Source organism: Halomonas sp. A020 (genome assembly GCF_027943625.1).
In the GTDB taxonomy this organism is placed as follows: domain Bacteria; phylum Pseudomonadota; class Gammaproteobacteria; order Pseudomonadales; family Halomonadaceae; genus Vreelandella; species Vreelandella piezotolerans.
The window spans coordinates 1,154,209-1,179,089 of sequence record NZ_AP022850.1 but is presented as its reverse complement, the minus strand read 5'-3'; the positions used below and the strand labels follow the sequence as shown (position 1 = coordinate 1,179,089).

Below are 24,881 nucleotides of genomic sequence, written 5' to 3'. Positions count from 1 at the left end.
AATGACAATCTAAGGCGCCAGCAGCGGCGGCTGTCGCAGCGCTTGGGGCAGCGGTACGAAGCCCGCTGCTCGAACGATTTGCTGACCTTCGTCGGAGAAGATCAGTTCGATGAACGCCTGTTCGGCAGGCGGTAGCGTCTCCCCTGGCGGCAGATTCACGTAGAGGTAGAGGTTTCGCGATAACGGATAAGTGCCGTCCTGGATCGTCGAGACAGTTGGCCGGATAGCGCGGCCGGCCTCGTCGATCAGCGGCAGGGCACGAACCATCGCATTCACGTGGTTATAGCCTGCGTAGCCCATGGCATTGGGTGACTCGCCTACGGCGGCGATCACCGCCGACGAGCCAGGGTGTTCGCTGATATCGCGACGGAATTGGCCGTTGCATAGAGCCCGGTCCAGAAACAGCCCGTGGGTGCCAGAGGCCAAGTTACGGCCATGTAGCGCAATCTTGCCGTAGGGCCACTGCGCCACAGGCAGTAACTCTTCCCAGCGACGGATTGGCTGCTGCCCCCCACACGACAAGGTGGTGGAAAAAATCGCATCGGCCTGCTCGCGGGTGAGCGATGCCAGAGGGTTGTGGCGGTGAACCACCAGCAGTAGGGCATCTCGGGCAACGCTCAATTCACGGGGCGGGTAGCCGTAGCGCTCGATGAACTGTTGGCGCTCGGTATCGGTCATGGGGCGCGACATCGGGCCAAAGCGCGTCGTTCCTGCCACTAGCGCGGTCGGTGCACTGGCAGAGCCACCTGCTTGAAACTGCAGCGTAATATCCGGGTAGCGGTGGTTGAGTGCTTCCCCCCAGCGGAGCATCAGCCCCGCCATGGTGTCGGAGCCTACGGCACCCAAGGTGCCGCTCACCGGTGCAGGTTGCCCCCAGGCAACCGTGGAGCAGAGCAGCACGCCCATGGCCACCCAACGGCGACAACAGCGATGAATCCGCTCGCAATGGCACGCCCAACGATTGCCCTTCAAACATCACCCCTCTTATGATTAACTATCGCTACCCTGTTGCGATGCAGCAACGTGATGCACTTGCGTAGTGCCGGTTTTGAGTACCGGTTTTACTACAGCGTTTCACTACAACAATAACCTTACAAAGCGACCACCTTATGACACCGCTGGATACCGACTTGGACGACGTACCGGCCCCCAAAGGGCAGCTCACCTTAAAGTTACTGGCTTCTCGGCAAGATACCAATCTCTATGGCGATATTCCTGGCGGCTGGTTAGTGAATCATATGGACCAAGCGGCGGAGCTGGCTGCCGGGCGTGAAGCCGGTGGCCGCACCGCGACGGTCGCCATCGAAGCCATGGATTTTTTGAGCCCGGTGCGGGTCGGGTCCATGGTGAGTGTCTATACCCAAGTGCAGGATATTGGCCATAGCTCGATCAAAATCGATGTCGAGGTGTGGGTGCGCCCACCCCATGGCCGCCACATTGAAGAGCGCCAGAAAGTCACCGAAGCGCGTTTCGTCATGGTGGCGTTGGACGATAACGGTCGTATCCGTGCCGTCCATGGCTAGTCCGTCACATCGTAAGCGTGACCTTATAGCAAAAAAGGGCGCCGAAGCGCCCTTTCACATTGGCTAATACGTTAAGCACCGACATTGTCGCGGCTTTTCAGGTAGGCGTACTCCCCTACGTCACTAAACGGGCGCACCACTTCCTGGAAGGCCGAATAGGACTCGTAAACGCGGCGAGACTCTTCATCGCTCTCGACCTGACGCTGAATCGCCTGCTTGGAGGACTCGTACAGCGCGGCCATGACGTCTTCCGGGAACGTGCGTAGCTGCACGCCGTGCTCTTCCACCAGCGTTTCCAGGGCCTGAGCATTGCGGTAGGCAAACTCGCTGATCATCGCTAGGTTAGAAGCGCGCGCCGCTTCACGAATCACGTCCTGCAAGTCTTCCGGCAGCGCGTTCCAGGCATCCAGGTTGACGGTGCCTTCGAGAACGGCAGTGGGCTCGTTCCACACGGACGTGTAGTAGTAATCCGCCACTTGATGCAGGCCGAACGCTAGGTCGTTATAGGGGCCGACCCAGTCCGCCGCGTCGAGCGCACCGGTTTGCAGTGAGGTAAAGATTTCAGAACCGGCCATGTTGACGGTACTGACGCCGATGCCGTTCATGGCTTCCCCGGCGAGCCCCGGCAGGCGCAGCTTGAGGCCCTGCATGTCCTCGAGGGAGTTGATCTCTTTTTTGAACCAGCCCGCCATCTGCGTACCGGTGTTGCCCACGGCAAAGGGTTTCAGATTGTGGTTGGCGTAGATCTCATCCCACAGCTCTTGGCCACCGCCATGATATAGCCACGCGTTCATTTCGGTGGTAGTCATGCCAAAGGGCACGGCGGTGAAGAACTGAGAGGCAGCCACTTTGCCGCGCCAATAATAAGAGGCGGAGTGGCCCATTTCGGCGGTGCCTGCGGCGACGGCGTCAAATACTTCCAGTGCTGGCACGAGCTCGCCTGCACCATGAACGCGAATGCGCATACGGCCGTTCGAGAGCTGCTCCACTCGGCGGGCAAAGTCGTTGGCGCCAGTACCGAGGGCAGGGAAGTTCTTCGGCCAGGAGGTGACCATATCCCACGTGTAGGTTTCGTTAGCGCTGGCGGTAGAAACAAAGGGGGCAGCAGCGACACCGGCGGCGCCTAGGCCGGCGGTTTTCAAAAATTGGCGGCGTTGCATGGCGGGCATGACTCCGAAATTATAGGCTGTTTTTTTATAAGCGCAGTGAGCGCAGTGTCCGCCTGCCAGTATGCGCTAAGCCGCTTTTATAGGGCAAGTCCCTGTCTTCACTTGCCCTTTTACGAGGTGAAAACGGCGCTACGTTCAAAGCGGTGTCAGTTTGGCAAAACCGAGCACGAGCCACTTCACGCCTTCGCCATCGAAGCTCACCTGCACCCGCGCACGGGCGCCTTCTCCCTCGGCGTTGAGAATGATGCCCTCGCCGAAGACCGGGTGCTCGACTCGCTGGCCGACGTGCAGCGCAGGTAGCTCGCCGTCGCTCTCGATATTGGTTTGGGCAAAACTTTGCCGCGAGGCGGTCACCGGGCGAGATACATGGCCTCGCAGGCGGACCTCCTCCAGCAGATGAGGCGGCAGCTCACGCAAGAAGCGCGACGGGCGTGGAAACACTTCTTTACCGTGCAGTCGGCGGGTTTCCGCGTGGGTGAGGTAGAGCTTCTGCATGGCGCGTGTGACGCCCACGTAGCAAAGCCTGCGCTCCTCTTCGAGCCGCCCAGGCTCTTCCACGGACATCTTGTGGGGAAACAGCCCCTCTTCCACGCCCGCGATGAACACCACGGGAAACTCCAGGCCTTTGGCCGAGTGCAGCGTCATCAGTTGCACGCTGTCTTCGAACTCTTCGGCTTCGTGGTCCCCCGCGTTGAGGGCGGCTTCTGATAAGAAGGCTTCCAGTGCTGCCATGCCTTCGCCCGCTTCCGGGGTTTCGAAGGCGTCGCCATGGGTGAAGGCGCGGGCGGCGGTGACCAGCTCTTCCAGGTTTTCGACACGGGCCTGGCCCTTTTCACCACGCTCACTTTGATGGTGTTCGATCAACCCGGTATGGGCAGTGACATGGTCGATGATTTCATGTAGCGGTAGCCCGGCGGCGTCGTTATCGAGCTGCTCGATCAGGTTGGCGAAGGCTTGAACGGCGTTGCCCGCGCGGCCTTTCAAGGTGCCATCCTGAATCGCGTCGTGGAGCGCCTGCCAGAGCGAGACACTCTGCTCGCGGGCGCGGTGGCGAACGATTTCCACCGTGCGGGTGCCGATGCCTCGGGTGGGGACGTTGATGACGCGTTCGAGGGAGGCATCGTCGTCACGATTGAGCAGCAGGCGCAGGTAGGCCAGGGCGTTCTTGATCTCCAGCCGCTCGTAAAAGCGGTGGCCGCCGTAGATGCGGTAGGGCATCCCTTGGCGAATCAGCGTCTCTTCCAGCAGCCGTGACTGAGCGTTGGAGCGGTATAGAATGGCCACATCACGACGGTTGAAGCCCTCCTCGATTTTCTCTTTGATGGTGTCGACGATGTAGCGGGCTTCTTCCAGGTCGTTGAACCCGGCATACACCGAGATCGGTTCGCCCTCGATACCATCGGTCCAGAGGTTTTTGCCCAACCGCTCGCTGTTATGGCTGATCAGCGCGTTGGCAGCGTCCAAAATCGCGCTGGTCGAACGATAGTTCTGCTCCAGACGCACCGTGTGGGTATCGGGAAACTCCTCTTCGAAGCGGCGAATGTTTTCCACTTTGGCGCCCCGCCAGCCGTAAATCGACTGGTCATCATCGCCCACCGCCGTCATCGGCGTTTGCTGGCCGGTCAGCAGTTTCAGCCACGCGTACTGCAGGGTATTGGTGTCTTGGAACTCGTCCACCAGCACATGGCCGAAACGCTCGCGATAGTGGTTCAGCAGCGGCGGGTTGTCGCGCAAAAGCTCCAGGCTGCGCAGCAGCAGCTCGCCAAAATCCACCAGCCCGCCGCGTTCGCAGGTGAACTGGTAGCGCTCGTAGAGCTCGACCATTTGTGCCAAATAGCCATCACCGTTGACGTTGACTTGGTGGGGCCGCAGCCCTTCCTCTTTGCAGCCCGCAATGAACCCCTGCACCTGGCGGGGCGGGAAGCGCTCGTCGTCGATCGAGTAATCTTTGAGCAGTCGTTTGATCAGCCGGAGCTGATCATCGGAATCGATGATTTGGAAGTGTTGCGGCAGGCGGGCATCTTGCCAGTGGGTACGCAGCAGCCGGTGGGCAATGGAGTGGAAGGTGCCGACCCACACGTGGCGCATGGAAATACCCAGTAGCGCCTCTAAGCGCGTGCGCATTTCGCGCGCCGCTTTATTGGTAAACGTGACCGCCAGCAGCGCGTAAGGCGACAGCCCCTCGGCCTGCATCAGCCAAGCAATGCGGTGAACCAGCACGCGGGTTTTACCGGAGCCCGCGCCCGCCAGTACCAGTAGGTTGCCCTGGGGGGCACTGACGGCCTCTCGCTGGGCGGGGTTGAGCTGATCGAGTATCGCCGTGACGTCGTCCATATAAGCCGCTGCCGGTTCGAAAAATGGGCGGCCAGTTTAGCACAGCCCGCCCACTGGCTGGGTATACAGCGTACGTCGCGTTAGCCCGTGTTCATTGGTCGTCTGGATAACGCAGCGTGGTCAGGCTCTTTTTCACCGCTTTGAGCTGTTCGGCAAGCTTGGGGCCGCGGGTTTTGGCCACGCCAACGGCCAGCACGTCGATCAGCACTAGATGCGCGATGCGCGAGCTGAGCGGCGTGTAAATCTCGGTATCTTCGTGCACATCGATGAACAGCGGCAAGCTCACTTCGTGGGCCAGCGGAGACTCGCTGGGGCACAGGCCAATCACCGTGGCCCCCGCTTCGCGGGCCAAACGTACGCTGGCCACCAGCGCCTTGGTGCGCCCGGTTTGCGAAATCGCCACCACTACATCGCCCTCTTGCAGCGTCACCGCCGACATGTTCTGCATGTGCGGGTCGGCGTAGGCAGAGGTCGAGATCTGCAGGCGAAAGAACTTGTGCTGGGCATCGAATGCCACGGCACCGGAGGCGCCAAAGCCGTAAAACTCCACCCGGTTGGCCATGGCCAGCGCGTTCACGGCCCGCCCCAGCGATTCGTTGTCGAGCCGGTCGCGTACCGACAGCAGCGTGCCCACGGTGGAGTCGAAAATGCTGTGGGAAAACTCCGCCACCGAGTCGCTATCGTTCATGGAGAACTGGGCAAACTGGCTGCCACTGGCCAGCATCTGAGCGAGCTGGAGCTTGAAATCCTGAAACCCGTTGCAGCCAAGGGCGCGACAGAAGCGCACCACGGTGGGCTCGCTCACCTTCGCCTCGGTGGCCAGGTCCACGATCCGCATATGGATCACTTCATCGGGATTACGCAGCACGAACCGCGCTACCTTTTGCTCGGAGCGACGGAAATGCTCCATGCGGCGTCTCATTTCATCGAACAGGGCGCGGCTCACGTTCAGCTCCTTAAATTCTTGATCGTGCTTATGAGGCCTAGGTGGCCACAGTATGCCTGAGTGACGGGAAGAGGGTAGCGGTAATCATCCACCGGGGCTGCCGTTAAAAGGGCGTTAACCTATTTCTTCAAGATTCGTCATCATTTTGTCAAGTAGGTTATAGTAAGAAGTGACGTGCCGCACTGCATCATTCAAAAAATCAGTGGTCACGGATGCAGGTGGACGTAGGCAACTTCACCTGGAGGAGCGTCGATCATGAGAAACGTCGAACGAATGACCTCGGTAAAAAGCGAATTGCTCGACATATTCATGAGTATGGAGGTCGATGAGCATGCCCAACGTCGGCGCAGCGCCGCCCAGCGTAGCCTAAGAGCACGCAGAGGGATCGAGCTGCATCGGGAGTTTCAGAAATTGTCGCGGGATATCGCTCCCTTGCCAGACGATGACGACCCGCAAGAGAGCGAATTGCACTAACCACCGCGTGTGAGGATACTGCCCCGCCGGTCAGCGGGGCCGTGACGGCTTAGATCAAGCCGGCCACGAACACGGCGATGACACCTGCGGGCGCGACGAAGCGTGCGAGTATGTTCCACACGCCCACACCAGCGGCTGACAACCCAAGCTCAGTCTCGACACTCTTGCGCTCTAAACACCAGGCGGCGAACAGGATCGCGCCCAGGCCGGTCAGCGGCAGGAGAATCTTGCTGGTGAAGGTGTCGAGCAGGTCGAAGATATTCAAGCCAAAGAACAGCACTTCCGACCACACGTTGAACGAGAGCAGGGCAGCAACGCCTAACGCCCATACCGCAATACCGCTCGCAAACGTCGCTACCAAGCGCGACATCGAGGTACGCTCTTCCAGGGTTTCCACCACCGGCTCCAGCAGCGAGATGGCAGAGGTCAGCGCTGCAAACGTAAGCAGCAGGAAGAACATCAGGCCCAGAATCGTACCGCCGGTCATGTTGCCGAACGCCAGCGGTAGCGTCACGAAGATCAGGCCGGGGCCTTCGCCTGCGCTCAAGCCGTTGGCAAACACGATCGGGAAGATCGCCAAGCCGGCCAGCAGGGCAATGGCAGTATCCAGTATGATCACGGTGCGCGCGGTGCTGATCAGGTTGACGTCTTCGCCCAGGTAAGAGCCGTAGGCCATCATGATGCCCATGCCCAGCGAGAGGGTGAAGAACGCTTGGCCCATGGCCGCCAGCACCACGCCGCCATTCAGCGCAGACCAGTCCGGGCTGAACATGAAGCTCAGGGCTTCACCGAAGTAGCCGCTGGTCATGCCGTAGCCGACTAGGATCAGCATCAGTACCACCAGCGCAGGCATCATGGTGCGAGCCGCGCTTTCCAGGCCTTTGGTGACGCCGCGGGCCACGATGCCGATCACCAGCACCATGAAGGCGGTGTGCCACAGCAGCAGTGTCGTCGGGCTGCCTAGCATGCCGCTGAACAGCGCACCAATGCTGTCCGCATCTTGGCCGTTGAAGGTGCCAATCACCGAGCTCAGGGTGTAGTTCAACGACCAGCCGCCGATCACGCTATAAAACGACAAGATCAAGAAGGCGGCGAGAACACCGCTCACCCCGATCGTTGCCCAAGCGCGCGTCTTGCCGTGGCTAGCGGCCAAATCAGACATGGTGTTGATGGGATTTTTCTGGCCGCGACGGCCAATCATCCATTCGGCGACCAAAATGGGCAGGCCCACCAGCGCGACGCATGCCAAATACACCAGTACGAACGCCGCACCGCCGCTGTCGCCCACCATGTAAGAGAAGCGCCAGATATTGCCCAGGCCAACGGCGGAACCCGCAGCCGCCAGCACGAAGCCCATGCGTGACGACCACTGTGCATGTGCAAGTTTTGCCATAAATCACCTATGTGAAGTTCGATTGTAATGAGTCGTTGTCGGCGCACTGCACCGATTTTCGGAAATAGAGAGATTGCCAGCGTGCTTTTCCGAAAGAACGCGCAATTTATCCGATCATAGGGGGGCTTGCCAGTCAGCTCGTCTAAAAAGAGGCCTTAGAATAGCTGGCTCTGCTTTGCGTCAGCAAAGGGGGCGAGTGGCGGTAGTGAAATGCGCCGTTGGAGGGTGTGGTACAGATGGCGAGCCATCTCTGGCGACGCTCGGTTATCGGCTGTATGCACAAATAAGAAAGGGGTTTTCCCCTGACTTATCCACAGGGCGAGGCGGTCTACCCAAGGCTCGAAGTAGCGAGTATTGATGGCTTTGTCAATATGGCCAATGAAGCGAATGATCGGTTGCTCTGCCGTGGAAAGCACGTGTAGCGGGAGTTTCGGCTTTTCCTGCTGAGCGTGAGCGAGACCTGCATGGCCATTGGCAGGGGTCGAGAACACGGGGCGCACATCGAGCATCACACGGTTGGCGCCATAAGTTATCAACAATTGGTTGAAGGCTTTCTCCTCCTCACCCTTGTGGAAAAAAACAGGGTGGCGCACCTCCACGGCGCAGGGCAGATGCACTGGCCAGTGGGCAAGCAGCGCTTCTAGCTTAGGCAGCTCTGAAGGGCCAAAATCGCGCGGTAGCTGCACCATGGTCGGACCTAGCCGGTCATGAAGCGGCGTCAGTGCGGCGATGAACTCCCAGGCAGCGGCTAAATTGCCGAGGCGCTGGTCATGCGTCACGCTCGCGGGCAGTTTGAAGCAGAAGCGGAAATGCGCCGGGGCTTGGCGGGCCCAAGCAGCGATGGTGTCGGATTTGGGCGCACCGCTGTAAAACGTCGTATTACCCTCGACGCTGGAAAACACTGCTGCGTAGTCGCTCAGCAGGTCGGTTTTGGCCTGGCGCGGGTAGAGGCCACCCTGCCAATCCTGATTGGCCCACATGGGCAAGCCAAGATATAGCGGTAGGGGCGAGCATGAGGCGGTCATCGCAACGGTAGCCTTTGTCGACAGTAGCCAAAGTAACGTATAAAAAAGTTAGTGTAACCTTAACATCGCCCGCTGTGGCGGTGGTGCAAGGCGTGTTCATGAAGATAACGGCCACATTTATGAAACTCTCCCCGTCGCTACAGCGCTACTATGGCGATCATTACAACGCTCACAAGACAATCGACAGGAACGCCCCATGGATGCTGCTTATGTAAGCGCCGACGATATTCGCGATCACTTCTCCAAAGCGATGTCGGCGATGTATCAACAGGAAGTACCGCAATACGGCACGCTGCTCTCGCTGGTGGAGCGTGTGAATCGTGACGTGCTGGCAGACGATGCCGACCTCGCCCGCTCGCTCGAAGCGTCTGACGAGCTGGCGCGCCTGAGCGTCGAGCGTCATGGAGCGATCCGGGTCGGCCTGCCCGAAGAGCTGGCGCTGCTGCGGCGCATGTTTGCGGTCATGGGCATGTATCCGGTGGGTTACTACGACTTGGCGGCTGCCGGTGTGCCGGTGCACTCGACGGCCTTTCGTCCGGTGGACGACGACGCGTTGAGGCGTAATCCCTTTCGTGTCTTTACCTCGCTGTTGCGTCTAGAGCTCATCGAAAACGCAGCGCTTCGCGAGCAGGCGCGGGAAATTCTCTCCCACCGTGAAATCGTCACCCCCGAGGCGCAAGCGCTGATTGCCCGCTGCGAAGCGCAAGGGGGCTTGAACGCTGCCGATGCCGAAGCGTTCGTGCAGGCCGCGCTCGATACGTTCCGCTGGCATCACGATGCCACCGTCGACCGCGCCACCTACGACCGTTTGCATCAAGAGCATCGGTTGATTGCCGACGTGGTGAGTTTTTACGGCCCGCATATCAATCACTTGACGCCGCGCACCTTGGATATCGATGCGGTACAGCAGCAGATGCCGAGTGTCGGCATCGACCCTAAAGCGGTGATCGAAGGCCCGCCCCGTCGACGCTGCCCGATTCTGCTTCGCCAAACCAGCTTCAAAGCGCTGGAAGAGACGATTACCTTTGCCGATAGCGTGGCCGGTCATCACACCGCCCGCTTCGGTGAAATCGAGCAGCGCGGCGTTGCCTTGACGCAGAAAGGACGAGCGCTCTACGACCAGCTCTTGGCCCAGTCGCGGCAGTTACCCGCTGCTCAGGATAACGCCACCCACCAAGCGCAGCTGGCCGAGGTGTTTCAAGCGTTCCCTGATGATCTCGAGACGCTGCGTCGTGAAGGGCTCGCGTTCTTCCACTACTACGCCGCTCCAGACGTTAAGGTATCGCTGCCTGAACACATCGATGCGGAGACCCTGGAGGCTCTCGTCGACCAGGGGGCGTTGTTCTGCCAACCCATGATCTACGAAGATTTCCTGCCGGTCAGCGCGGCGGGTATCTTCCAGTCCAATCTGGGCGGCGAGGAGCGCGACGAATACGCCAGTCAGGCCAACCAAGCGCAGTTCGAGCACGACCTAGGGGCCGATGTGATCGATGAGATTGCGCTCTACGCAAGCCGCGAGCAGGCATCGCTGGACGCGGCGCTGGCAGTGCTCAAAGGAAGGTGTTAGAACGTGGCGACCAACGTTTGCCATGATTCGATCACATCACCTTAGGAGGGCACGATGCAGCAGGACAAAGTATTGGTGTTACATGGGCCTAATCTCAATCTACTGGGCACACGTCAGCCAGAGATTTATGGCTTCGACACCCTAGACGACGTGAATAACCTGCTGCGCGAAAAAGCGGTGATGGGCGGCTGGGAGATCAACTGCCTGCAGAGTAACCACGAAGGAGCGCTCATCGATGCCATCCACGCGGCGAGGGTGGACGGCACCCGGGCCATCATCATCAATCCGGCGGCCTATACGCATACCTCGGTGGCGATTCTCGATGCATTGAACGCCTTCGATGGCCGTGTCATCGAAGTGCATCTCTCCAACGTGCATAAGCGCGAGTCGTTTCGTCACCACTCCTACGTCTCGCTACGCGCCGATGGCGTGATTGCGGGACTCGGCGTGCAGGGCTATAAAGCGGCGCTCGAGGCGGTGATGGCTAGTTGATGGTCGCGCGTATGTGGGCGACTTTGCTCTGTATCACCGGTAAGTAAACGTTCACCAACGTGTCGAGGTCGACTCGAGCCGCGTTGGTGCTGATGTTGATGGCTCCCATCAAGTGCTGTTTAGCGTCGTACACCGGTACCGCGATGGAGCGTAGGCCCGAATCCAACTCCTGATCCGAAATGGCATACCCTTGCTGGCGTGCCTCGACGATGCGGTGGCGCAGTTCGTTGACATCGGTCACGGTTTTATCGGTGAAGGGCTCAAGCGTAATCGTCGCCAAAAAGCGATCGAGTGCTTCATCGCTGAGTTGAGCCAGCAGTATGCGCCCCATGGAGGTGTACGCGGCGGGCAGCCGTGTGCCTACCGATAGGGTGATGGCCATGAGGCGGTGTTTGGCAGCCGAGCGCGCGACATAGGTCACGTCGTGACCGTCTAGCACGCCCAGCGAGGACGACTCGCCTGTCTCAACGGTGATTTCTTCCAAGTATTGCTGAATGACGCCTTGGTAATTATTGGCGGACAAAAACGCATAGCCTAGCTGGAGCACGCGGGGCGCTAGCTCGAAGTAGCGCTGCTCCTTGCGTACGTAGCCCAAGGCATGCAGCGTCAGCAAAAAGCGTCGCGCTTTGGCCCTATTCATGCCGGTGCGCGAGGCGACTTCGCTCAACGTCATGCGCGGGTGCTCAGCGTCGAATGCTTGTATGACCTCCAAACCGCTGGCTAAGGCAGTGACAAAGTCGCGGCTCTCCGTACTAAGCATCTCTTCTTGCATGTTCGATATCCACTGTGTTCGAAAGCATTCGAAAAGGGTAACGTAAAAAAGTTCGTTATGCGAACTTATAGAGTTGTCCCGGTGCTTTGGGTCTTATTGGACGAAATGCTACTAAAGTTGTGTTTTTTAAACGCTTAGCAACAACGTAATCTCAATGCATATACTGCGAATATATGTACGTGATACGAACAATAATTAACGCACAGGATGATAATAATGAACAAGCTCCTCCGCACTGCCTGTCTCGCTGCCGTCGGTAGCACGCTCACCTTGGGCCTGACGGTATCGTCTGCCACGGCAAACGAGTGGCCCACCGATGACATCCGCTTGGTGGTCCCTTACGCGCCGGGCGGTACCACGGATGTACTTTCTCGGCGCGTCGCTGACCTTCTGCAACAAGAGCTCGATGCGAATGTCGTCGTCGAAAACCGCCCGGGTGCGGGGTCGACGGTAGGGACTGGGCGTCTTGCTCGCGGTGGCCGGGACGCCGATCACACCATTCTCATGGCGTCTCCAGGCCATACGATTGGGGCAGCCATTTATCCCGACCTGAGCTATGACCCGGTGAACGACTTCGTTTTCCTGCAAAACATGATCGACATTCCCAACGTCATGGTGGTGCCCGCCGACAGTCCCTATGAAAGCGTCATCGAGTTCGTGGAAGCCGCCAAAGAAGAGAACATGACGTTTAGCCACAGCGGCGTGGGCAGCTCCATCCATATGTCTGGCGAGCTGTTCAAAACGCTGACCGAGACCAACATGACGGCCGTACCGTTTGCGGGAAGTGGCGCCGCGCTGCCTGCGCTGCTGGGGGGGGACGTGGATGTCTCGTTCGAGAACATGCCCACCGTGCTCTCGCATATCCGCTCGGGTGATTTGCGCGCACTGGCCGTCACCTCCGCCGAGCGCTCTGAATTCTTGCCGGACGTGCCCACGCTGTCTGAAATTGGTGAGTATAACCTCGATCAGTTCATCACCACGGCGTGGTTTGGCTTGATTGCGCACAACTCCTTCCCCGAAGAAGCGCAGAGCGTCATGCAAGAGGCCCTGAACAAGGTCATGGAACGTGAAGAGTTTTTAGACTTCGTCGAACAGCTAGGCGCTGAACCGGGTCAGGTATCCGGCGAGGAGTTCAAGCAGTTCATCGTTGCGGAAGTAGAGCGCTGGGAAAACGTTGCCGAGCAGGCAGGTATTAGCCAGTAAGTCACACCACTTCACGTTGTGCACTGGGGCGAGAACCTGCGTTCTCGCCTTTCTTGTTTCCCTGGGGAATGCCGTCATGACACGCTCAGATGCTAAGCGAAGGATAAAAGACGTCAATGATGTGATAGCGGGGGGCATCCTGCTGTGCTTCTCATTGGCGCTGGTGTTCTATCTGGTGCCGAACTACATCAGTGAACCGCCGATTCTACAAAACCCCATGATGTCACCGCGCTGGCTACCGGGGATCGTGGGCTGGCTGATCGTGCTGTTTTCGGTTCTGCTGATTCTGCAAGGGTTTCTGCTCGACAGACGTCACGAAGACGACGAACGACAGATCGAGAAAGGTCCAACGCGGCGCTTCGTGCTGATGGTGGCGGCGCTATTGACCTATGTCGCGCTGTTCGAAGCGATGGGGGCGGTATTCACCGGTATCCTGGCGACACTCATCCTGTTCGTGGCGCATCCCGTGCGTACCTGGTGGGCCTATGGCTTGGCCTTTGTCTTTCCTATCGCAGTGACACTTCTCTTCGTCAACGTGATGAATGTACCGCTTCCACTATCGCCGATCGGTTTCTGATGGGCTGTCAACGTTTCGGGTGAGCTATGGAAAATTTTTCGGAAGTCGTCGCGCTGTTCTTTAGTTTGGACAACTTCGTCGCCATTGCGTTAGGGGTCGTGATCGGCGTGGTGGTGGGGTCGATTCCTGGGTTGACCGCCACCATGGCAGTCGCGCTCGCGCTGCCGTTCACCTTCTCCATGCAGCCGGTAGCGGCGATTTTGCTGCTCGTGGGTATCTACAAAGGGGGGATGTACGGCGGCTCCATTACGGCGATCTTGATCAGAACGCCCGGCTCTCCCGCCTCCGCCTGTACCTTGCTGGACGGCTACCCCATGGCACAACAGGGGCATGCCAAGAAGGCACTGAAAACGGCGCTCTACTCCTCCGTCATTGCCGATTTCATCTCGAACATTGCGCTGATCTTTTTTGCGGCCTACTTGGCGAAAATCGCCTTGAATTTTGGCGCACCGGAATTCTTCTGGCTCATCTGTTTTTCGCTCACCATCATCATCTCGTTGGCCAGCGGCTCGATGATCAAGGGGTTGATGGCGGCACTGCTGGGTATTCTGCTCTCGTTGGTAGGGCTGGACGACGTCTTCGGCTCTCAGCGGTTTACCTTTGGCAATTACAACTTGATGGACAGCATCTCGTTCATTCCGCTGCTGATCGGCCTATTTGCCATTCCAGAAATCATCGAGTTCTACCGCAGAAAAGCGCTACCGCATATCAAAGCGAAAGCGAGCGGGGCGGGTTTGGCCTTTGCTGAATTGAAACGCTGCATGACGACCATCGTGCGGGGGAGTTTGATCGGCGTGATCATTGGCGCCATTCCCGGTACGGGCGCCACGGCGGCGGCGTTCATTTCTTATAGCGACGCCCGCCGCCGCTCCCCTCGTAAGGCGAATTTCGGTAAGGGCGAAGTGGAAGGCGTCGCGGCGGCCGAGGCCGGTAACAATGGCGTCGCCGGTGCCACGATGATTCCTCTGCTATCGCTCGGTATCCCCGGCGACGTGATCACGGCCATCATCTTGGGCGCCTTCATGGTTCACGGCCTGACGCCCGGCCCGCTCATGTTCCAAGAGAATCTATCGCTGATCTACGCGCTCTTCATGGGCATCATGTTCAGCTCGGTGGTCCTGCTGGTGGTGGGCAACGTCGCCATCAAGTACTTTTCGCTCATTGCCGACATTCCCAAGTCGATCCTCTTTCCCATCGTCTTGATGTTCTGCGTTTACGGAGCGTATGCCGTGAACAACGACACCTTCGACGTATGGCTCATGCTGGCGTTCGGGGTGTTGGGGTATGTCTTCAATCGGGCGGCGATACCCGCAGCGCCCTTTTTGATCGGCTTCATTCTCGGCCCGATGTTCGAAGACAACCTGCGCCGCTCGCTGCTGATCGGCCACAACGACTTGTCCATCTTCGTGCGCGGGCCGATTACCTGGGCCTTCATTGCCCTGACGGTGGTGTCGATTGGCCTGGCACTTTACCGTTTCCTGTCCGCACGCCGCGCCGCACGAGCTGCCACCGACCCATCGTGAAACGAGGCCAGTGGCGTCACCGCTACACTGGGCGGCAGCGGTTACCCGACCGTGACGCCGCCGCACACATAGAGCGTCTGGCCGGTGATGAAGCCGCTGCGCTCGTCGCAAAAGAAGCTGACTGCCTGGGCCACGTCTTCCGGCTGGCCCATGCGCCGTAGCGGAATGTTGTCGATGATGCGTCGCGCACGCTCAGAGTCGGGCGGATTGTTTTGCCAAAAGGCACTGGTCGCAATGGGGCCTGGCGCAACGCAGTTGACGGTGATGCCGTGCTCGGCCAGCTCCAGCGCCCAGGTGCGGGCCATGGATTGCAGCGCCCCCTTGGTGGCGCTGTAAATGGAGCGCGCTTCTTTGCCGAGCACCACGCGGCTGGCGTTCACGACGATGCGTCCGCTACCTTGCGCCTTCATGGCGGGCAGCACCGCTTGGGTGCAGATCAGCGCCGAGCGGACGTTCAGCTGCATCAGCGTATCGAAATCCTCGAGGGTCGCCTCCTCTAGCAGGGCGGGCGCCACGATGCCGACATTGTTGATCAGCCGAGTGACGGGATAGCGCTTGGCGATATCCGTCATGAGGTGGCGGGTCGTTTCGGCGTCGGCAAGGTCGATCTGGTAAGCGTCTGTCTGTAGCGATTCCGCTTCCGGCTCGACGATATCCAATACGATGACGCGATAGCCATCCTGCTGAAGGCGCAGGGCAATGGCTTGGCCGATATTACGTGCTCCACCCGTGACGACGGCAACGTCGTGTTGGGAACGTTCGTGACTCATGCATGCTTCCTCGTGTGCGATGTGGCAAGGGGCTCAAAAGGCGACTAAGTCACTCAGTGTCATGAGCCAAATCAGCAGGCTAAGCGTAAAAAAGGAGGCGACCGTCGCGACGAGCATGGCGGCGGCGCTCACGTCTCCCAGGTGGTAACGCTGGCCCAATAGAGGATAGATGCTAATCATCGGTGCCGCGGCAAAGAGCAGCGCGCCTGCCATGTAGACGGGCTCGATACTCGGTACCAGGAGACACGCGACCAAAATGGCCAGCGGGTGAAGCAGTAGCTTGCCCACCACGATTTGGCCCACGTCCCTCATCATACCTTGTGCACGCAGACCAAATAGCGAGCCACCAATCACGAAGAGGGCGGCGGGCCCGGCGGCTTCGGCCAGCATGTGGACCGCTTTCTCGATGGGGAGAGGCATGTCGATACCCGTGCCTGCGATGACGACCCCGACGGTCAAGCCGATCAGCAAAGGATTTTTCGCCAGATTCCGTGCCGTCTGTCGCAGGGTCTGCCACACGTTCGAGCCCTGCTGGTTGCCCATCTCGGCAAGAATGAGCGCGGCGGGAATGATCAGCAGGTTTTCCACCAGCATATTGAGCGCTAAGAGCACCGCTGCCGGTGAGCCGATGACCATAGCGGCGACCGGGTAGCCGACGAACCCGCTATTGGAGGCGGTCATGCCGAGTGCCTGCATGGCGCTCGCGTTCAGCGGTTGGCGCTGCAGTGTCAAGCAGAGGACCAAGCCCGCGCCCAGCACGAAGAGCGATCCCAACCCGTAGGCCAGCAGGTAGCTCGGTTGAAAAATGTCGCTCAGCGGCTGCTGGGTCAGCGCGCGAATCACCAGGGCGGGCAAGGCGCAGTACAGCACGAAAACGCCCACGCCTTGCAGCTGTTCGCGTTGAATGATCCCGCCCCAGCGCGCCACATAGCCAATACCCATGAGCAAAAAAATAGGCGTGGTAATGGCTAGAATATCGAGCATGGTCGGCTCCCCGGTGCGGCGCGCAATGAGCGTTCGTTGAGCGAATTATTGTACGCTAATTTATGGGGGTGTCATGAAGCGCGCTGGGGTTTTTGTGCAACGAGTTGCTCGACGTAGTGAGTGCGCAGGGGGATCACATGCGGTGTGATCTGCTCTGGGTCGAGCTGCCCCTGAGTAAAAAACCGAAACGCATCCACTCCCTGAAAGACGAACAGGTCGACGCCGGAGAGCGTGTTGGCGTGGGCCTCGTGCGCCGCCTTCAAGAGCTCGGTATGGGCCGGAATGTACACCGCATCGAATACCCAGTGCTGGGCACCCAGGCCTGCGGTGTCGATGGGGCAGCCGGGATGGTTGATGTGGCCAATGGGGGTGCAGTTCACGACCCCTTGCCAGGTGGGCAGCTCGCGCGTTGCCTGTTCGGCTGACACGCACGTGGCGGCAATGCCCATGGCATTCAGATCCTGGCATAGGGTGTCGGCACGCTGAGCGTCGCGCTCCAAAATATGGATGCAGCGGGCCGACAGCTCGCCGAGCGCGCACGCCACGGCGCGTCCCACGCCACCGGCACCGATCAACAAGACATCGCCCGCCGGCTGGTTGCCAAACGAGTGACGGTAGGCGCTGATGAACCCGGTATAGTCGGTGTTTTCGGCACGCAATCCCTGTTCATCGAACAGGAGCGTATTGGCGGTGCCGACCCGCTGTACACCGGCTCCACAGATGTCGGCTAATTTGGCGGCTGTCTCTTTGAAGGGAAAGGTGACGTTGGTGCCTCGGTATCCTTCTGCGCGCAGCCGCTGAATGGCGCTGGCAAAGTCGAAATCAGCGATCCCCAGGCTGTCGACCAAGTCGTAGCGGACGGCTAGGCCCAGCGATGCGCCTAGGCGTTCGTGCAGGTCGGGAGATTGTGATTTGGCGATACCTTCGCCGACGAGTCCTAACGTGATCATGCGGGGCGCTCTCCCGTGTCGCTATTGATATCTGAGGCTATGCGAGCTGCTTCCAGGCGTTGCTGTGCCGTGACCCGCACGAAGGCATTCGGCGCGCCGAGCCCCTGGTAGCCTTCTCGCTGCACTAATTCGATGAAAAAGGCTTTGTGGTTGGGTTGCGTATAGAGCTGATGGAAGTCGCCGTGAGCGTCCTGGTCGAACAGGATGTGGTGCTCCTGCATCCAGGCATGGGTTTGCGCCGGTAGGTCGAAGCGCGCCGCCAGGTCGCGATAGTAGTTGCTGGGTATCGGCAGCACGGGGGTGTTTGCCTTATGTAACGCAGCACTGGCATCACGCAGGGACGTGGTGCTTAGAGCGATATGGTGAACGCCCGACCCGCCGTACTGGCGAACGAAGCGGTTACTGGCCGTGTCTGGTGAGGCGCTGGCATTGAGCGCTAAACGAAAACGACCATTGCCGTTTTGCAGTACTTGGCTTTGAATCAAACCGCGCGGGTCGGTGACGTCGAACGAGGGAGTCACCTCTAGTTGGAAGATGGCGCGGTACTGCAGCATCAGCGACAGGTAGTCATGGTAGGAGAGCGCCACGCTGATATGGTCGATATCCACCAGCGATCCTTGAGGCACCGGCTGGCGCTCCAGGGGAAACTCGTGATCCCACGTGCGGCTCAGCTGCGAGTCGTCGATGATATACGAGAGGCTGCCATCGACGTTGCGCAGCGCGCTCATGCGGTGACTCGCGCCTACGTCTTCAGGCTCGACGATCTCGTAACCGAGTTTATCGGCCCGCTTGAACGCTTCATAAGCGTTACCCACGCGAAGGCCAATCGCCGTGACGGCCGTAGCGTCACGGCCCGGTACGCGCCCGGTAAAGCTCGACTCGGTATTCAGCACCAGGTTGACGTCGCCCGCCGCCCAGCGCTCGGCGTCCAGCGTGTGGTGTCGACCGACGCAGGCCATGCCCAGGGCGCTCAGCAGCTCGCGCAGCGGCGTCAAGTCCTCGGGCTCGACGGCGATTTCGAGAAAGGCGACGGACTCGATGGGCTGCGGTGCGGGAATGCCGCTATCCCCCTGCATGCTGCGCAGTAAATGGTAGGAGCGCAGCCCATCGCGCGCGGTTTGGTCGCTGTGGCCCATGCGGAACACATCGTTAAAGATCTCATGGGAGAGCGGGCCGTCGTAGCGCGTCTCGTCCAGCATGGCCATGAATCGATCCATCTGTAGCTCGCCCTGTCCCGGGAAGCAGCGGTAGTGTCGGCTCCACGATAGGTGATCCATCGACAGGCGCGGCGCATCGGCGGTCTGGACCAAAAAGATACGGTCACCGGGAATGCGGCCCAGGGTGCCCAGCTCCGTCTGGCGCGAGAAGATATGGAAGGTATCCAGCACCAGGCCCACGTGCGGATGCGCCGCGCGGCGTACCACTTCCCAGCTATCGCGGTAGTCGTGGATGTGTCGGCCCCAGGCCAGGGCTTCGTAGGCCACGCGTAACTGCCGTTTTGCGGCGCGTTCGCCCAGCTCGAAAAAGTCATCGGCCGCGCGGCTAATGCCTGGCAGGGCATCCGGGTGAACGGTGCTGCAGGCCATTAGCAGGTCGGTGCCGAGCTCTTCCATTAGATCGAACTTATGCTCGGCGCGATCGAAGGCGCGCTCCCGCGCGCGGCCCTGCAGTCCTTCGAAGTCACGAAAAGGCTGGAGAGTGACCAGCTTCAGCCCACGGGAGCGGATGAGCTCGCCAGCTTCCCGTGGCGTGCCTGAGAAGGCCGTCAAGTCGTTTTCGAACAGCTCGAGCCCTTCGAAACCTGCCTGGGCAATCGCATCGACTTTCTCTTCCAGCGAGCCGCTGAGGCAAACGGTAGCAATCGATGAGTACATGGCATCATGCTCCTTGTAAGAGTGGCGATCAGTAGCCCGCCAAGCGCGGCAGGAACGTGACCAAGGACGGTACGAAGGTAATGAGCAGTAACACCAAGAACTGGACGGCGAGCATGGGCATGATGCGCCGGATAATGGGGCCCATGCCCACGCCCGACACGGAGTCCGCCACGAAGAGGCAGAGCCCCATGGGCGGTGTGATCAGGCCCATCATCAGGTTGAAGATCACCACGATGCCGAAGTGCAGCGGGTCGATGCCCAGCGCCATGGCAATCGGGTGAAGAATGGGAACGAGCACCAAGATAGCGGCAATCCCTTCCAAAAATAGCCCGACCACCAGCAGCAGCAGAATGACGGCAATGAGGAACGTCCACTGGGTATCGATGCTCATCAAGGCCCATTCCGTCAGCATGTTGGGCACGCGCTCGAACGTTAACACCCAGTTGGCGGCGGCAACGGCACCCATGATGACCATGATCACCGCGCTATCGCGCATGGCGCGGGCAAAAATGGCGGGTAGGTCGATCAGTTTGATGTTGCGATAGAGCACCACGCCGAGAATCAGCGCGTACACCACGGCAAACGCAGCGGCCTCGGTGGGGGTGACCATGCCCGCGAGAATGGCGCCCACCACGAATACCGGCATGAGTGCGGGAAGCAGGCCATGCAGTAACGCATGACGCCGTGACTGTTGCTTTACCGTCGCCGTGCTCAGGTCGCCTGCAAAGAAGTACACGTAAATCGACAGCCCAAGGGCGAGTAGGACACCAGGGACGATGCCGGCCAAAAAGAGCCCTGGCACGGAGACGCCCGAGACCGTCAATGCATAGATGATGACCGGAATGCTCGGCGGAATGATGGGACCAATCACGGACGACGCCGCGGTGAGGGCGGCGGCAAAGTCACGCGGGTAGCCCTCTTTTTCCATCGAGGGAATGAACACCCGGCCAAGCGCGGACGTATCCGCAATCGCAGAGCCGGACAGTCCGGCAAAAATCACCGATGCCCAGATATTGACGTGGGCAAGCCCGGCCTTGAGGCGGCCCACGATGGCGCTGGCGAGGTTGATGATGCGGTGGGTGATACCGGCTTCGTTCATCAGCTCGCCCGCTAGAATGAAGAGCGGAATGGCCAGCAGCGGAAACGACTCCATGCCACCAAAGAACTGCTGCGAGACGATGCGAATGTGGTAGGGCAAATCGCCGGCGCCCATCAGGACCGTGAGCGAACCGAGGATGGCAAAGGCAAACGGCACGCCCAGTAACACGAGGGCGATGAGCAGTATGAAAATCATGAGGATGCCTCCTCATGAATGGGCTGACTCAAGCGCAGCGCACCCATGACGAGTGCTGAAAGACTCAGTAACCCACCGCCCAGCAGCATGGACGCTTGGAACAGCCACATGGGCATGCCGGTACTCGACGACGTGCGCCCGCCTCGCGCCGAGATGAACTCGACCGCCGACACCATCAAGCCGATTCCCACGGCGAGTACCACGACGTCGACCGCCGCCGCCTGCCAACGCACCCAGTGGGCGGGCAGTAAACGGCGAATGAGATCGAAGCCGATGTGTTTGTCTTGTAAATAGGCCCAGGACATACCGAACATCAGGCCGTAAATCATCAGGTAAATAGCGGTGTCTTCTCCCCAGCTAATGGAGCCGCCGTAGGTGTAGCGGGCAAAGGCATTACCTGCGACCAGCAGGAAGATCAGCATCATGGCAAGCCCCGCCAGGCTGCCATTGAAAAGTATGAGGCCGCGATGTATTCGGCGGAGAAGAGCAGGCATAAGGGCACCTTCGATCGATGGTCAGGCACGCAAGGAGGCGAGTAGGCGCGGCGGCCTACTCGCAAGCACTTACATTGAACGGCGGTTAGAAGCGTGAGGAGGCGTCATCCACGGCGGCAGCGAGACGGTCGATCCACTCGGCTTCATCGCCCAGCTCGTTGCGCAGGTAGGCCTGAACCGGTGGCTGTGCGGCTTCGCGGAAGGCGTCCATCTGCTCGGCGGTGGGCTGAGTGATCTCCATGCCTTCTGCCTGCAGCTTGGTGATGCCCTCGGCGGAATTGAACTGCTGGATGGCGCGACCGGTGGTGCCTGCCACCACTGCCGCGCGCTTCACGGCGGCTTGCTCTTCTTCGGAGAGCGACTGGAAGATCTCATCGTTGATCAGGATGTGATCGACACCGTACACATGGCGATCGAGGGTCAGGTAGTCCTGGAACTCGTAGAAATTGTTGCCGTAGATCACCGAGATGGGGTTCTCTTGGCCATCGACCACGCCGGTCGCCAGCGCCGTCGGTACTTCACCCCAGGCAATTCCCTGCGGCACTCCGCCGAGTGCGCTGACCATTTCCAAGTAGAGAGGGATGGTTTGTACTCGGAACTTCAGCCCCTGCATGTCCTCGGGGGTATGAATGGGGCGCACGGAGTTGGTGAAATGACGGAAGCCGGTTTCGCCATAGGCCAGGGTGCGCAGGCCGGTTTGCTCGAGGCAGTGTTCGGCGAGTGCCGTACCGAATTCACCGTCCATGACTTCCCAGGCAACGGGCGCTGACGGGAAGGTGTACGGAATGTCCGTGACGGCGACGGCCGGGCAGAAGTTCGCATAGGCGCCGGACACCATCGCAATGCTAATGGTGCCATCCTGCGCGCCTTCGATGAGTTCGGTTTCCCCACCTAACGCACCCGCCGGATAGAGCTCGACCGTGAGGTCGGTTTCGGCTTCGACGAGGTTTTTGAAGACCTGACCGGCGGCCCCTTTTTTGGAGGTCGTCCAGTCGTCGGGGTCCACATGGGCAAAGCGCAGGGTTTGTGCCGAGGCATGTGCCGCCGTCAGCAGTGCTGCCGACGCAATCGCCACTGTCAGCGTGCGTTTCATGGATGTCGTTGGTAGTGAGAGCATGGGGCGTAGAGACATTATTGTTGTCCTCTTATCGAGCCATTGTCATGGGGTTTGAAAAGCCATGAAGGTGATGCACATGGCCATTTCACCGTGTCCAAAACAACAATGTACGAAATGGTACGTTCAGTCAATATATGGCATACTAGACCAAAGACGATCATGATAATAAAGGCCCTCTCGATGACCGCCACATCCAACGCTTCTTCGTCCTCTTCTCCGCGGCGCGGCCGTAAAAACGATCCCGAGTCTGTCCAGGCCGATATCCTGGCCGTCGCCACGCGCGAATTCTCGGAAAAAGGCTTGTCAGGGGCGCGCATAGACGAAATCGCCGAAAAGACGCGTGCCTCCAAGCGCATGATTTACTACTACTTCAAAGACAAAGAGACGCTCTACTTGCATACGCTGGAAGCGGCGTATCAAAAAGTGCGTTTACAAGAAACGGAGCTGCAGCTAAACCATTTGGCTCCGGTAGAGGCGCTGAGCCGATTGGTGCGGTTTACGTTCTGCCATCACGCCAACAATCCCGACTTCATTCGCCTGGTGATGATCGAGAACATCCATCATGGCCGCTATCTGGCGCAATCGAAACTGATCCAATCGCTGAACGCAGGCGTGATCGATGCGCTTACCAACGTCTACAGCCGCGGTGTCGAGGCGGGCTGTTTTCGTGAAGGGCTCGACCCCCGCGAGCTTCATTGGCTGATTAGCGCACTCTCATTTTTCAACGTCTCCAACCAGCACACGTTTTCGCGCATTTTCGACTGGCAACAAATGACGCCGGAGAATCAGCGCAAGCTGGAAGACCATGTCACGGACATGGTGATGCGATACGTGTTGCCGGATGACACCACGATGGCAATCCCCTAGCAACGTCATCGTGAGCAGCGTAGCGCCTATTGTTAAATTTTGGTTGCTTGATGGGTAGCGGTCTCTTTAGCCTATAGTTCGAAGAGCGAACATAAGTACAAATGCGTGCGCTCAGGACCCTTGCCTCTTGGCACGCAGTTGCCAAGGCGTTGCTAACGGAGACGTCGTTGCCATGCCCGCCATCTTTACCCAACACCCCTTCATGAGCCAGCCTGCCTTGGACGCCTGTGATGAGCAGGCCATGGTGAAGGCCATGCTGGCTTTCGAGCTCGCCCTGGCGGAAGTGCAGGAAGCCAGTGGAGCCGTACCTACCGGGGTGAGCCAGCAAATACGCGATCGGTTAGAAAAGGCCACCTTCAGCGTCGATGCCCTGGCAGAGGGCATTGCCAGTGGTGGCAATGTGGCGATTCCCTTCGTGAAGCAGGGGCGCTCCCTGCTTCCTGATGAGCTGAAACGCTACTGGCACCAAGGAGCGACCAGCCAGGATGTCGTCGATTCGGCGCTGATGCTGCTACTGACACCGCGCTTGGCCGCGCTGAACGACCTACTGCTGCGCTGTCGTGCGGCGGCACTGGCGCTGATGAGCGCGCATGGGGATACCGTGATGGTGGGGCGTACGCTGATGCAGCAGGCGCTGCCGATTACCTTCGGGGTAAAGGTGGCCCACTGGGCGATTGGCCTAGAGCAGAGTCGACGCCGCTTGATGGACGTGGCGCTGCCCGTACAGTTCGGCGGCGCAGTGGGCGTGCACTCGGGCTGGGGGCATTTGGGGCTCGACTGGATGGACGCGCTGGCCGAGCGGCTAGGGTTGGCGTCGCCGGTGCTCCCCTGGCATACCGACCGCTACCCGATCCATGCGCTCAGTACGGCATTGGATGCCGTCGCGGGCGCCGCTGAAAAAATCGCCCTGGATGTGTCGCTACTGACGCAAACCGAAGTGGGCGAAGTGGCGGAGCCCTCCGCGCCCGGCATGGGCGAGTCCTCGTCGATGCCGCATAAGCGTAACCCGGTACGTAGCGCACTGATCAAGGGAGCCGCGCGGCTCGTGCATGGCCATACCAGCGTCGTGATGAGCGCTGCGGCGCAACCTCTCGAGCGTGGACTGGGCGAATGGCATGCCGAGTGGGCGCCGTTGATCGAAAGCGCTCTACTGGTAGAAGGCGCCTTGGAGCAGGTCGCCGTGCTGCTGGAGGGGCTCGACGTGAACGCTGAAAACATGGCGCGCAATTTGACGGCCACGGGCGGGGGCATCATGGCCGAACCGGTCGCCCGATTGTTGGCTCCCACGTTAGGCACCGAGAAGGCCAAAGCCGTCAGTGCCGACGCGGCGGAGACCGCGCGTCGAGAAGCCCGCGCCTACGCAGACGTGCTCTCGAGCCATCCTGACGTGAAAGACGTCATCGACGCCGATGCGCTGCGAGATGCCTGCGACCCAGCTTTATACCTTGGTAGCAGCAGGGAGCAGGTGAAGCGTGCCCGTACCTGGCTGATGTCGGATTAAGTGTCTGTTTATCCATGTTTTTTTGATTCACT

Annotated in this window: 23 protein-coding genes; 9 read left to right on the top strand and 14 right to left on the bottom strand. The window is 59.6% G+C overall.

Annotated elements, in window-relative coordinates; genetic code table 11:
• Positions 1-9: 9 nt before the first annotated feature.
• The gene (locus FRH_RS05435; RefSeq protein WP_281998152.1) at positions 10-906 is read right to left on the bottom strand and encodes a phosphate ABC transporter substrate-binding protein; all 897 of its coding nucleotides are present in this window, start codon (positions 904-906) and stop codon (positions 10-12) included.
• Between the two features lie 203 nt (positions 907-1,109).
• Between FRH_RS05435 and FRH_RS05430 the strand changes: the two genes are divergently transcribed.
• A complete protein-coding gene (locus tag FRH_RS05430; RefSeq protein ID WP_139526105.1) occupies positions 1,110-1,523 on the top strand; it encodes an acyl-CoA thioesterase in 414 nt (137 codons plus the stop codon).
• A gap of 71 nt (positions 1,524-1,594) precedes the next feature.
• On the opposite strand, the gene FRH_RS05425 is transcribed toward FRH_RS05430, so the two are convergent.
• The 3 genes from FRH_RS05425 to hexR all read right to left on the bottom strand — a co-directional run bounded on the left by FRH_RS05425 (position 1,595) and on the right by hexR (position 5,972).
• Complete coding sequence (locus FRH_RS05425) at positions 1,595-2,683, bottom strand: TRAP transporter substrate-binding protein (RefSeq protein WP_139526104.1); 1,089 nt, start codon at positions 2,681-2,683, stop codon at positions 1,595-1,597.
• Between the two features lie 144 nt (positions 2,684-2,827).
• Positions 2,828-5,026: a DNA helicase II gene (gene uvrD, locus FRH_RS05420; protein WP_281997925.1), complete on the bottom strand. Its 2,199-nt coding sequence runs from the start codon at positions 5,024-5,026 to the stop codon at positions 2,828-2,830.
• Positions 5,027-5,117: 91 nt separating this feature from the next.
• Positions 5,118-5,972 (bottom strand): transcriptional regulator HexR, encoded by an 855-nt coding sequence (gene hexR / locus FRH_RS05415; RefSeq protein ID WP_139526102.1) that lies wholly within the window; start codon positions 5,970-5,972, stop codon positions 5,118-5,120.
• A gap of 255 nt (positions 5,973-6,227) precedes the next feature.
• Between hexR and FRH_RS05410 the strand changes: the two genes are divergently transcribed.
• The gene (locus tag FRH_RS05410; RefSeq protein ID WP_016915471.1) at positions 6,228-6,446 is read left to right on the top strand and encodes a hypothetical protein; all 219 of its coding nucleotides are present in this window, start codon (positions 6,228-6,230) and stop codon (positions 6,444-6,446) included.
• 49 nt (positions 6,447-6,495) lie between these two features.
• Here the strand turns inward: FRH_RS05410 and FRH_RS05405 are convergent, their stop codons facing one another.
• Positions 6,496-7,839: a sodium-dependent transporter gene (locus FRH_RS05405; RefSeq protein WP_281997924.1), complete on the bottom strand. Its 1,344-nt coding sequence runs from the start codon at positions 7,837-7,839 to the stop codon at positions 6,496-6,498.
• A gap of 155 nt (positions 7,840-7,994) precedes the next feature.
• Positions 7,995-8,864: a DUF72 domain-containing protein gene (locus tag FRH_RS05400; RefSeq protein WP_281997923.1), complete on the bottom strand. Its 870-nt coding sequence runs from the start codon at positions 8,862-8,864 to the stop codon at positions 7,995-7,997.
• A 196-nt stretch (positions 8,865-9,060) separates the two neighbouring features.
• Between FRH_RS05400 and FRH_RS05395 the strand changes: the two genes are divergently transcribed.
• Both FRH_RS05395 and aroQ read left to right on the top strand, forming a co-directional pair.
• Entirely contained in the window at positions 9,061-10,431 is a 1,371-nt protein-coding gene (locus tag FRH_RS05395) for a VOC family protein (protein ID WP_281997922.1), read from the top strand.
• 54 nt (positions 10,432-10,485) lie between these two features.
• Positions 10,486-10,923, top strand: coding sequence for a type II 3-dehydroquinate dehydratase (gene aroQ / locus FRH_RS05390; RefSeq protein WP_281997921.1), 438 nt, complete (start codon positions 10,486-10,488; stop codon positions 10,921-10,923).
• Here the strand turns inward: aroQ and FRH_RS05385 are convergent.
• The gene (locus FRH_RS05385) at positions 10,916-11,695 is read right to left on the bottom strand and encodes an IclR family transcriptional regulator C-terminal domain-containing protein (RefSeq protein WP_281997920.1); all 780 of its coding nucleotides are present in this window, start codon (positions 11,693-11,695) and stop codon (positions 10,916-10,918) included. The two genes, aroQ and FRH_RS05385, sit on opposite strands and share 8 nt — an antisense overlap.
• 216 nt (positions 11,696-11,911) lie before the next feature.
• On the opposite strand from FRH_RS05385, the gene FRH_RS05380 reads away from it, so the two are divergent.
• From FRH_RS05380 to FRH_RS05370, 3 genes are all read left to right on the top strand, one after another.
• Positions 11,912-12,898: a tripartite tricarboxylate transporter substrate binding protein gene (locus tag FRH_RS05380; protein WP_239285770.1), complete on the top strand. Its 987-nt coding sequence runs from the start codon at positions 11,912-11,914 to the stop codon at positions 12,896-12,898.
• Positions 12,899-12,974: 76 nt separating this feature from the next.
• Positions 12,975-13,475, top strand: a complete 501-nt coding sequence (locus FRH_RS05375) for a tripartite tricarboxylate transporter TctB family protein (RefSeq protein WP_281997919.1) — start codon at positions 12,975-12,977, stop codon at positions 13,473-13,475.
• A gap of 26 nt (positions 13,476-13,501) precedes the next feature.
• Entirely contained in the window at positions 13,502-14,998 is a 1,497-nt protein-coding gene (locus FRH_RS05370; protein ID WP_281997918.1) for a tripartite tricarboxylate transporter permease, read from the top strand.
• A 41-nt stretch (positions 14,999-15,039) separates the two neighbouring features.
• Here the strand turns inward: FRH_RS05370 and FRH_RS05365 are convergent, their stop codons facing one another.
• The 7 genes from FRH_RS05365 to FRH_RS05335 form a co-directional block, all read right to left on the bottom strand.
• Positions 15,040-15,768 (bottom strand): SDR family oxidoreductase, encoded by a 729-nt coding sequence (locus tag FRH_RS05365; protein ID WP_281997917.1) that lies wholly within the window; start codon positions 15,766-15,768, stop codon positions 15,040-15,042.
• Positions 15,769-15,801: 33 nt separating this feature from the next.
• Entirely contained in the window at positions 15,802-16,752 is a 951-nt protein-coding gene (locus FRH_RS05360) for an AEC family transporter (RefSeq protein WP_281997916.1), read from the bottom strand.
• A gap of 71 nt (positions 16,753-16,823) precedes the next feature.
• Positions 16,824-17,702 carry a shikimate dehydrogenase gene (locus tag FRH_RS05355; RefSeq protein ID WP_153843555.1) on the bottom strand — a complete coding sequence of 293 codons (879 nt, stop codon included), beginning with the start codon at positions 17,700-17,702 and terminating at the stop codon, positions 16,824-16,826.
• Complete coding sequence (locus tag FRH_RS05350; RefSeq protein ID WP_281997915.1) at positions 17,699-19,576, bottom strand: sugar phosphate isomerase/epimerase and 4-hydroxyphenylpyruvate domain-containing protein; 1,878 nt, start codon at positions 19,574-19,576, stop codon at positions 17,699-17,701. The genes FRH_RS05355 and FRH_RS05350 overlap by 4 nt, the downstream gene beginning before the upstream one ends.
• Before the next feature lie 28 nt (positions 19,577-19,604).
• Entirely contained in the window at positions 19,605-20,870 is a 1,266-nt protein-coding gene (locus FRH_RS05345) for a TRAP transporter large permease (RefSeq protein ID WP_281997914.1), read from the bottom strand.
• On the bottom strand, positions 20,867-21,364 hold the full coding sequence (locus FRH_RS05340) for a TRAP transporter small permease (protein WP_153843552.1): 498 nt from the start codon (positions 21,362-21,364) through the stop codon (positions 20,867-20,869). The genes FRH_RS05345 and FRH_RS05340 overlap by 4 nt, the downstream gene beginning before the upstream one ends.
• A gap of 85 nt (positions 21,365-21,449) precedes the next feature.
• Positions 21,450-22,496 carry a DctP family TRAP transporter solute-binding subunit gene (locus FRH_RS05335; protein ID WP_153843551.1) on the bottom strand — a complete coding sequence of 349 codons (1,047 nt, stop codon included), beginning with the start codon at positions 22,494-22,496 and terminating at the stop codon, positions 21,450-21,452.
• A 165-nt stretch (positions 22,497-22,661) separates the two neighbouring features.
• Here FRH_RS05335 and FRH_RS05330 point away from each other — a divergent pair, with 165 nt between their 5' ends.
• Both FRH_RS05330 and FRH_RS05325 read left to right on the top strand, forming a co-directional pair.
• Positions 22,662-23,348 (top strand): TetR/AcrR family transcriptional regulator, encoded by a 687-nt coding sequence (locus FRH_RS05330; RefSeq protein WP_196781569.1) that lies wholly within the window; start codon positions 22,662-22,664, stop codon positions 23,346-23,348.
• Positions 23,349-23,520: 172 nt separating this feature from the next.
• Positions 23,521-24,849 (top strand): adenylosuccinate lyase family protein, encoded by a 1,329-nt coding sequence (locus tag FRH_RS05325; RefSeq protein WP_281997913.1) that lies wholly within the window; start codon positions 23,521-23,523, stop codon positions 24,847-24,849.
• Positions 24,850-24,881: the final 32 nt, after the last annotated feature.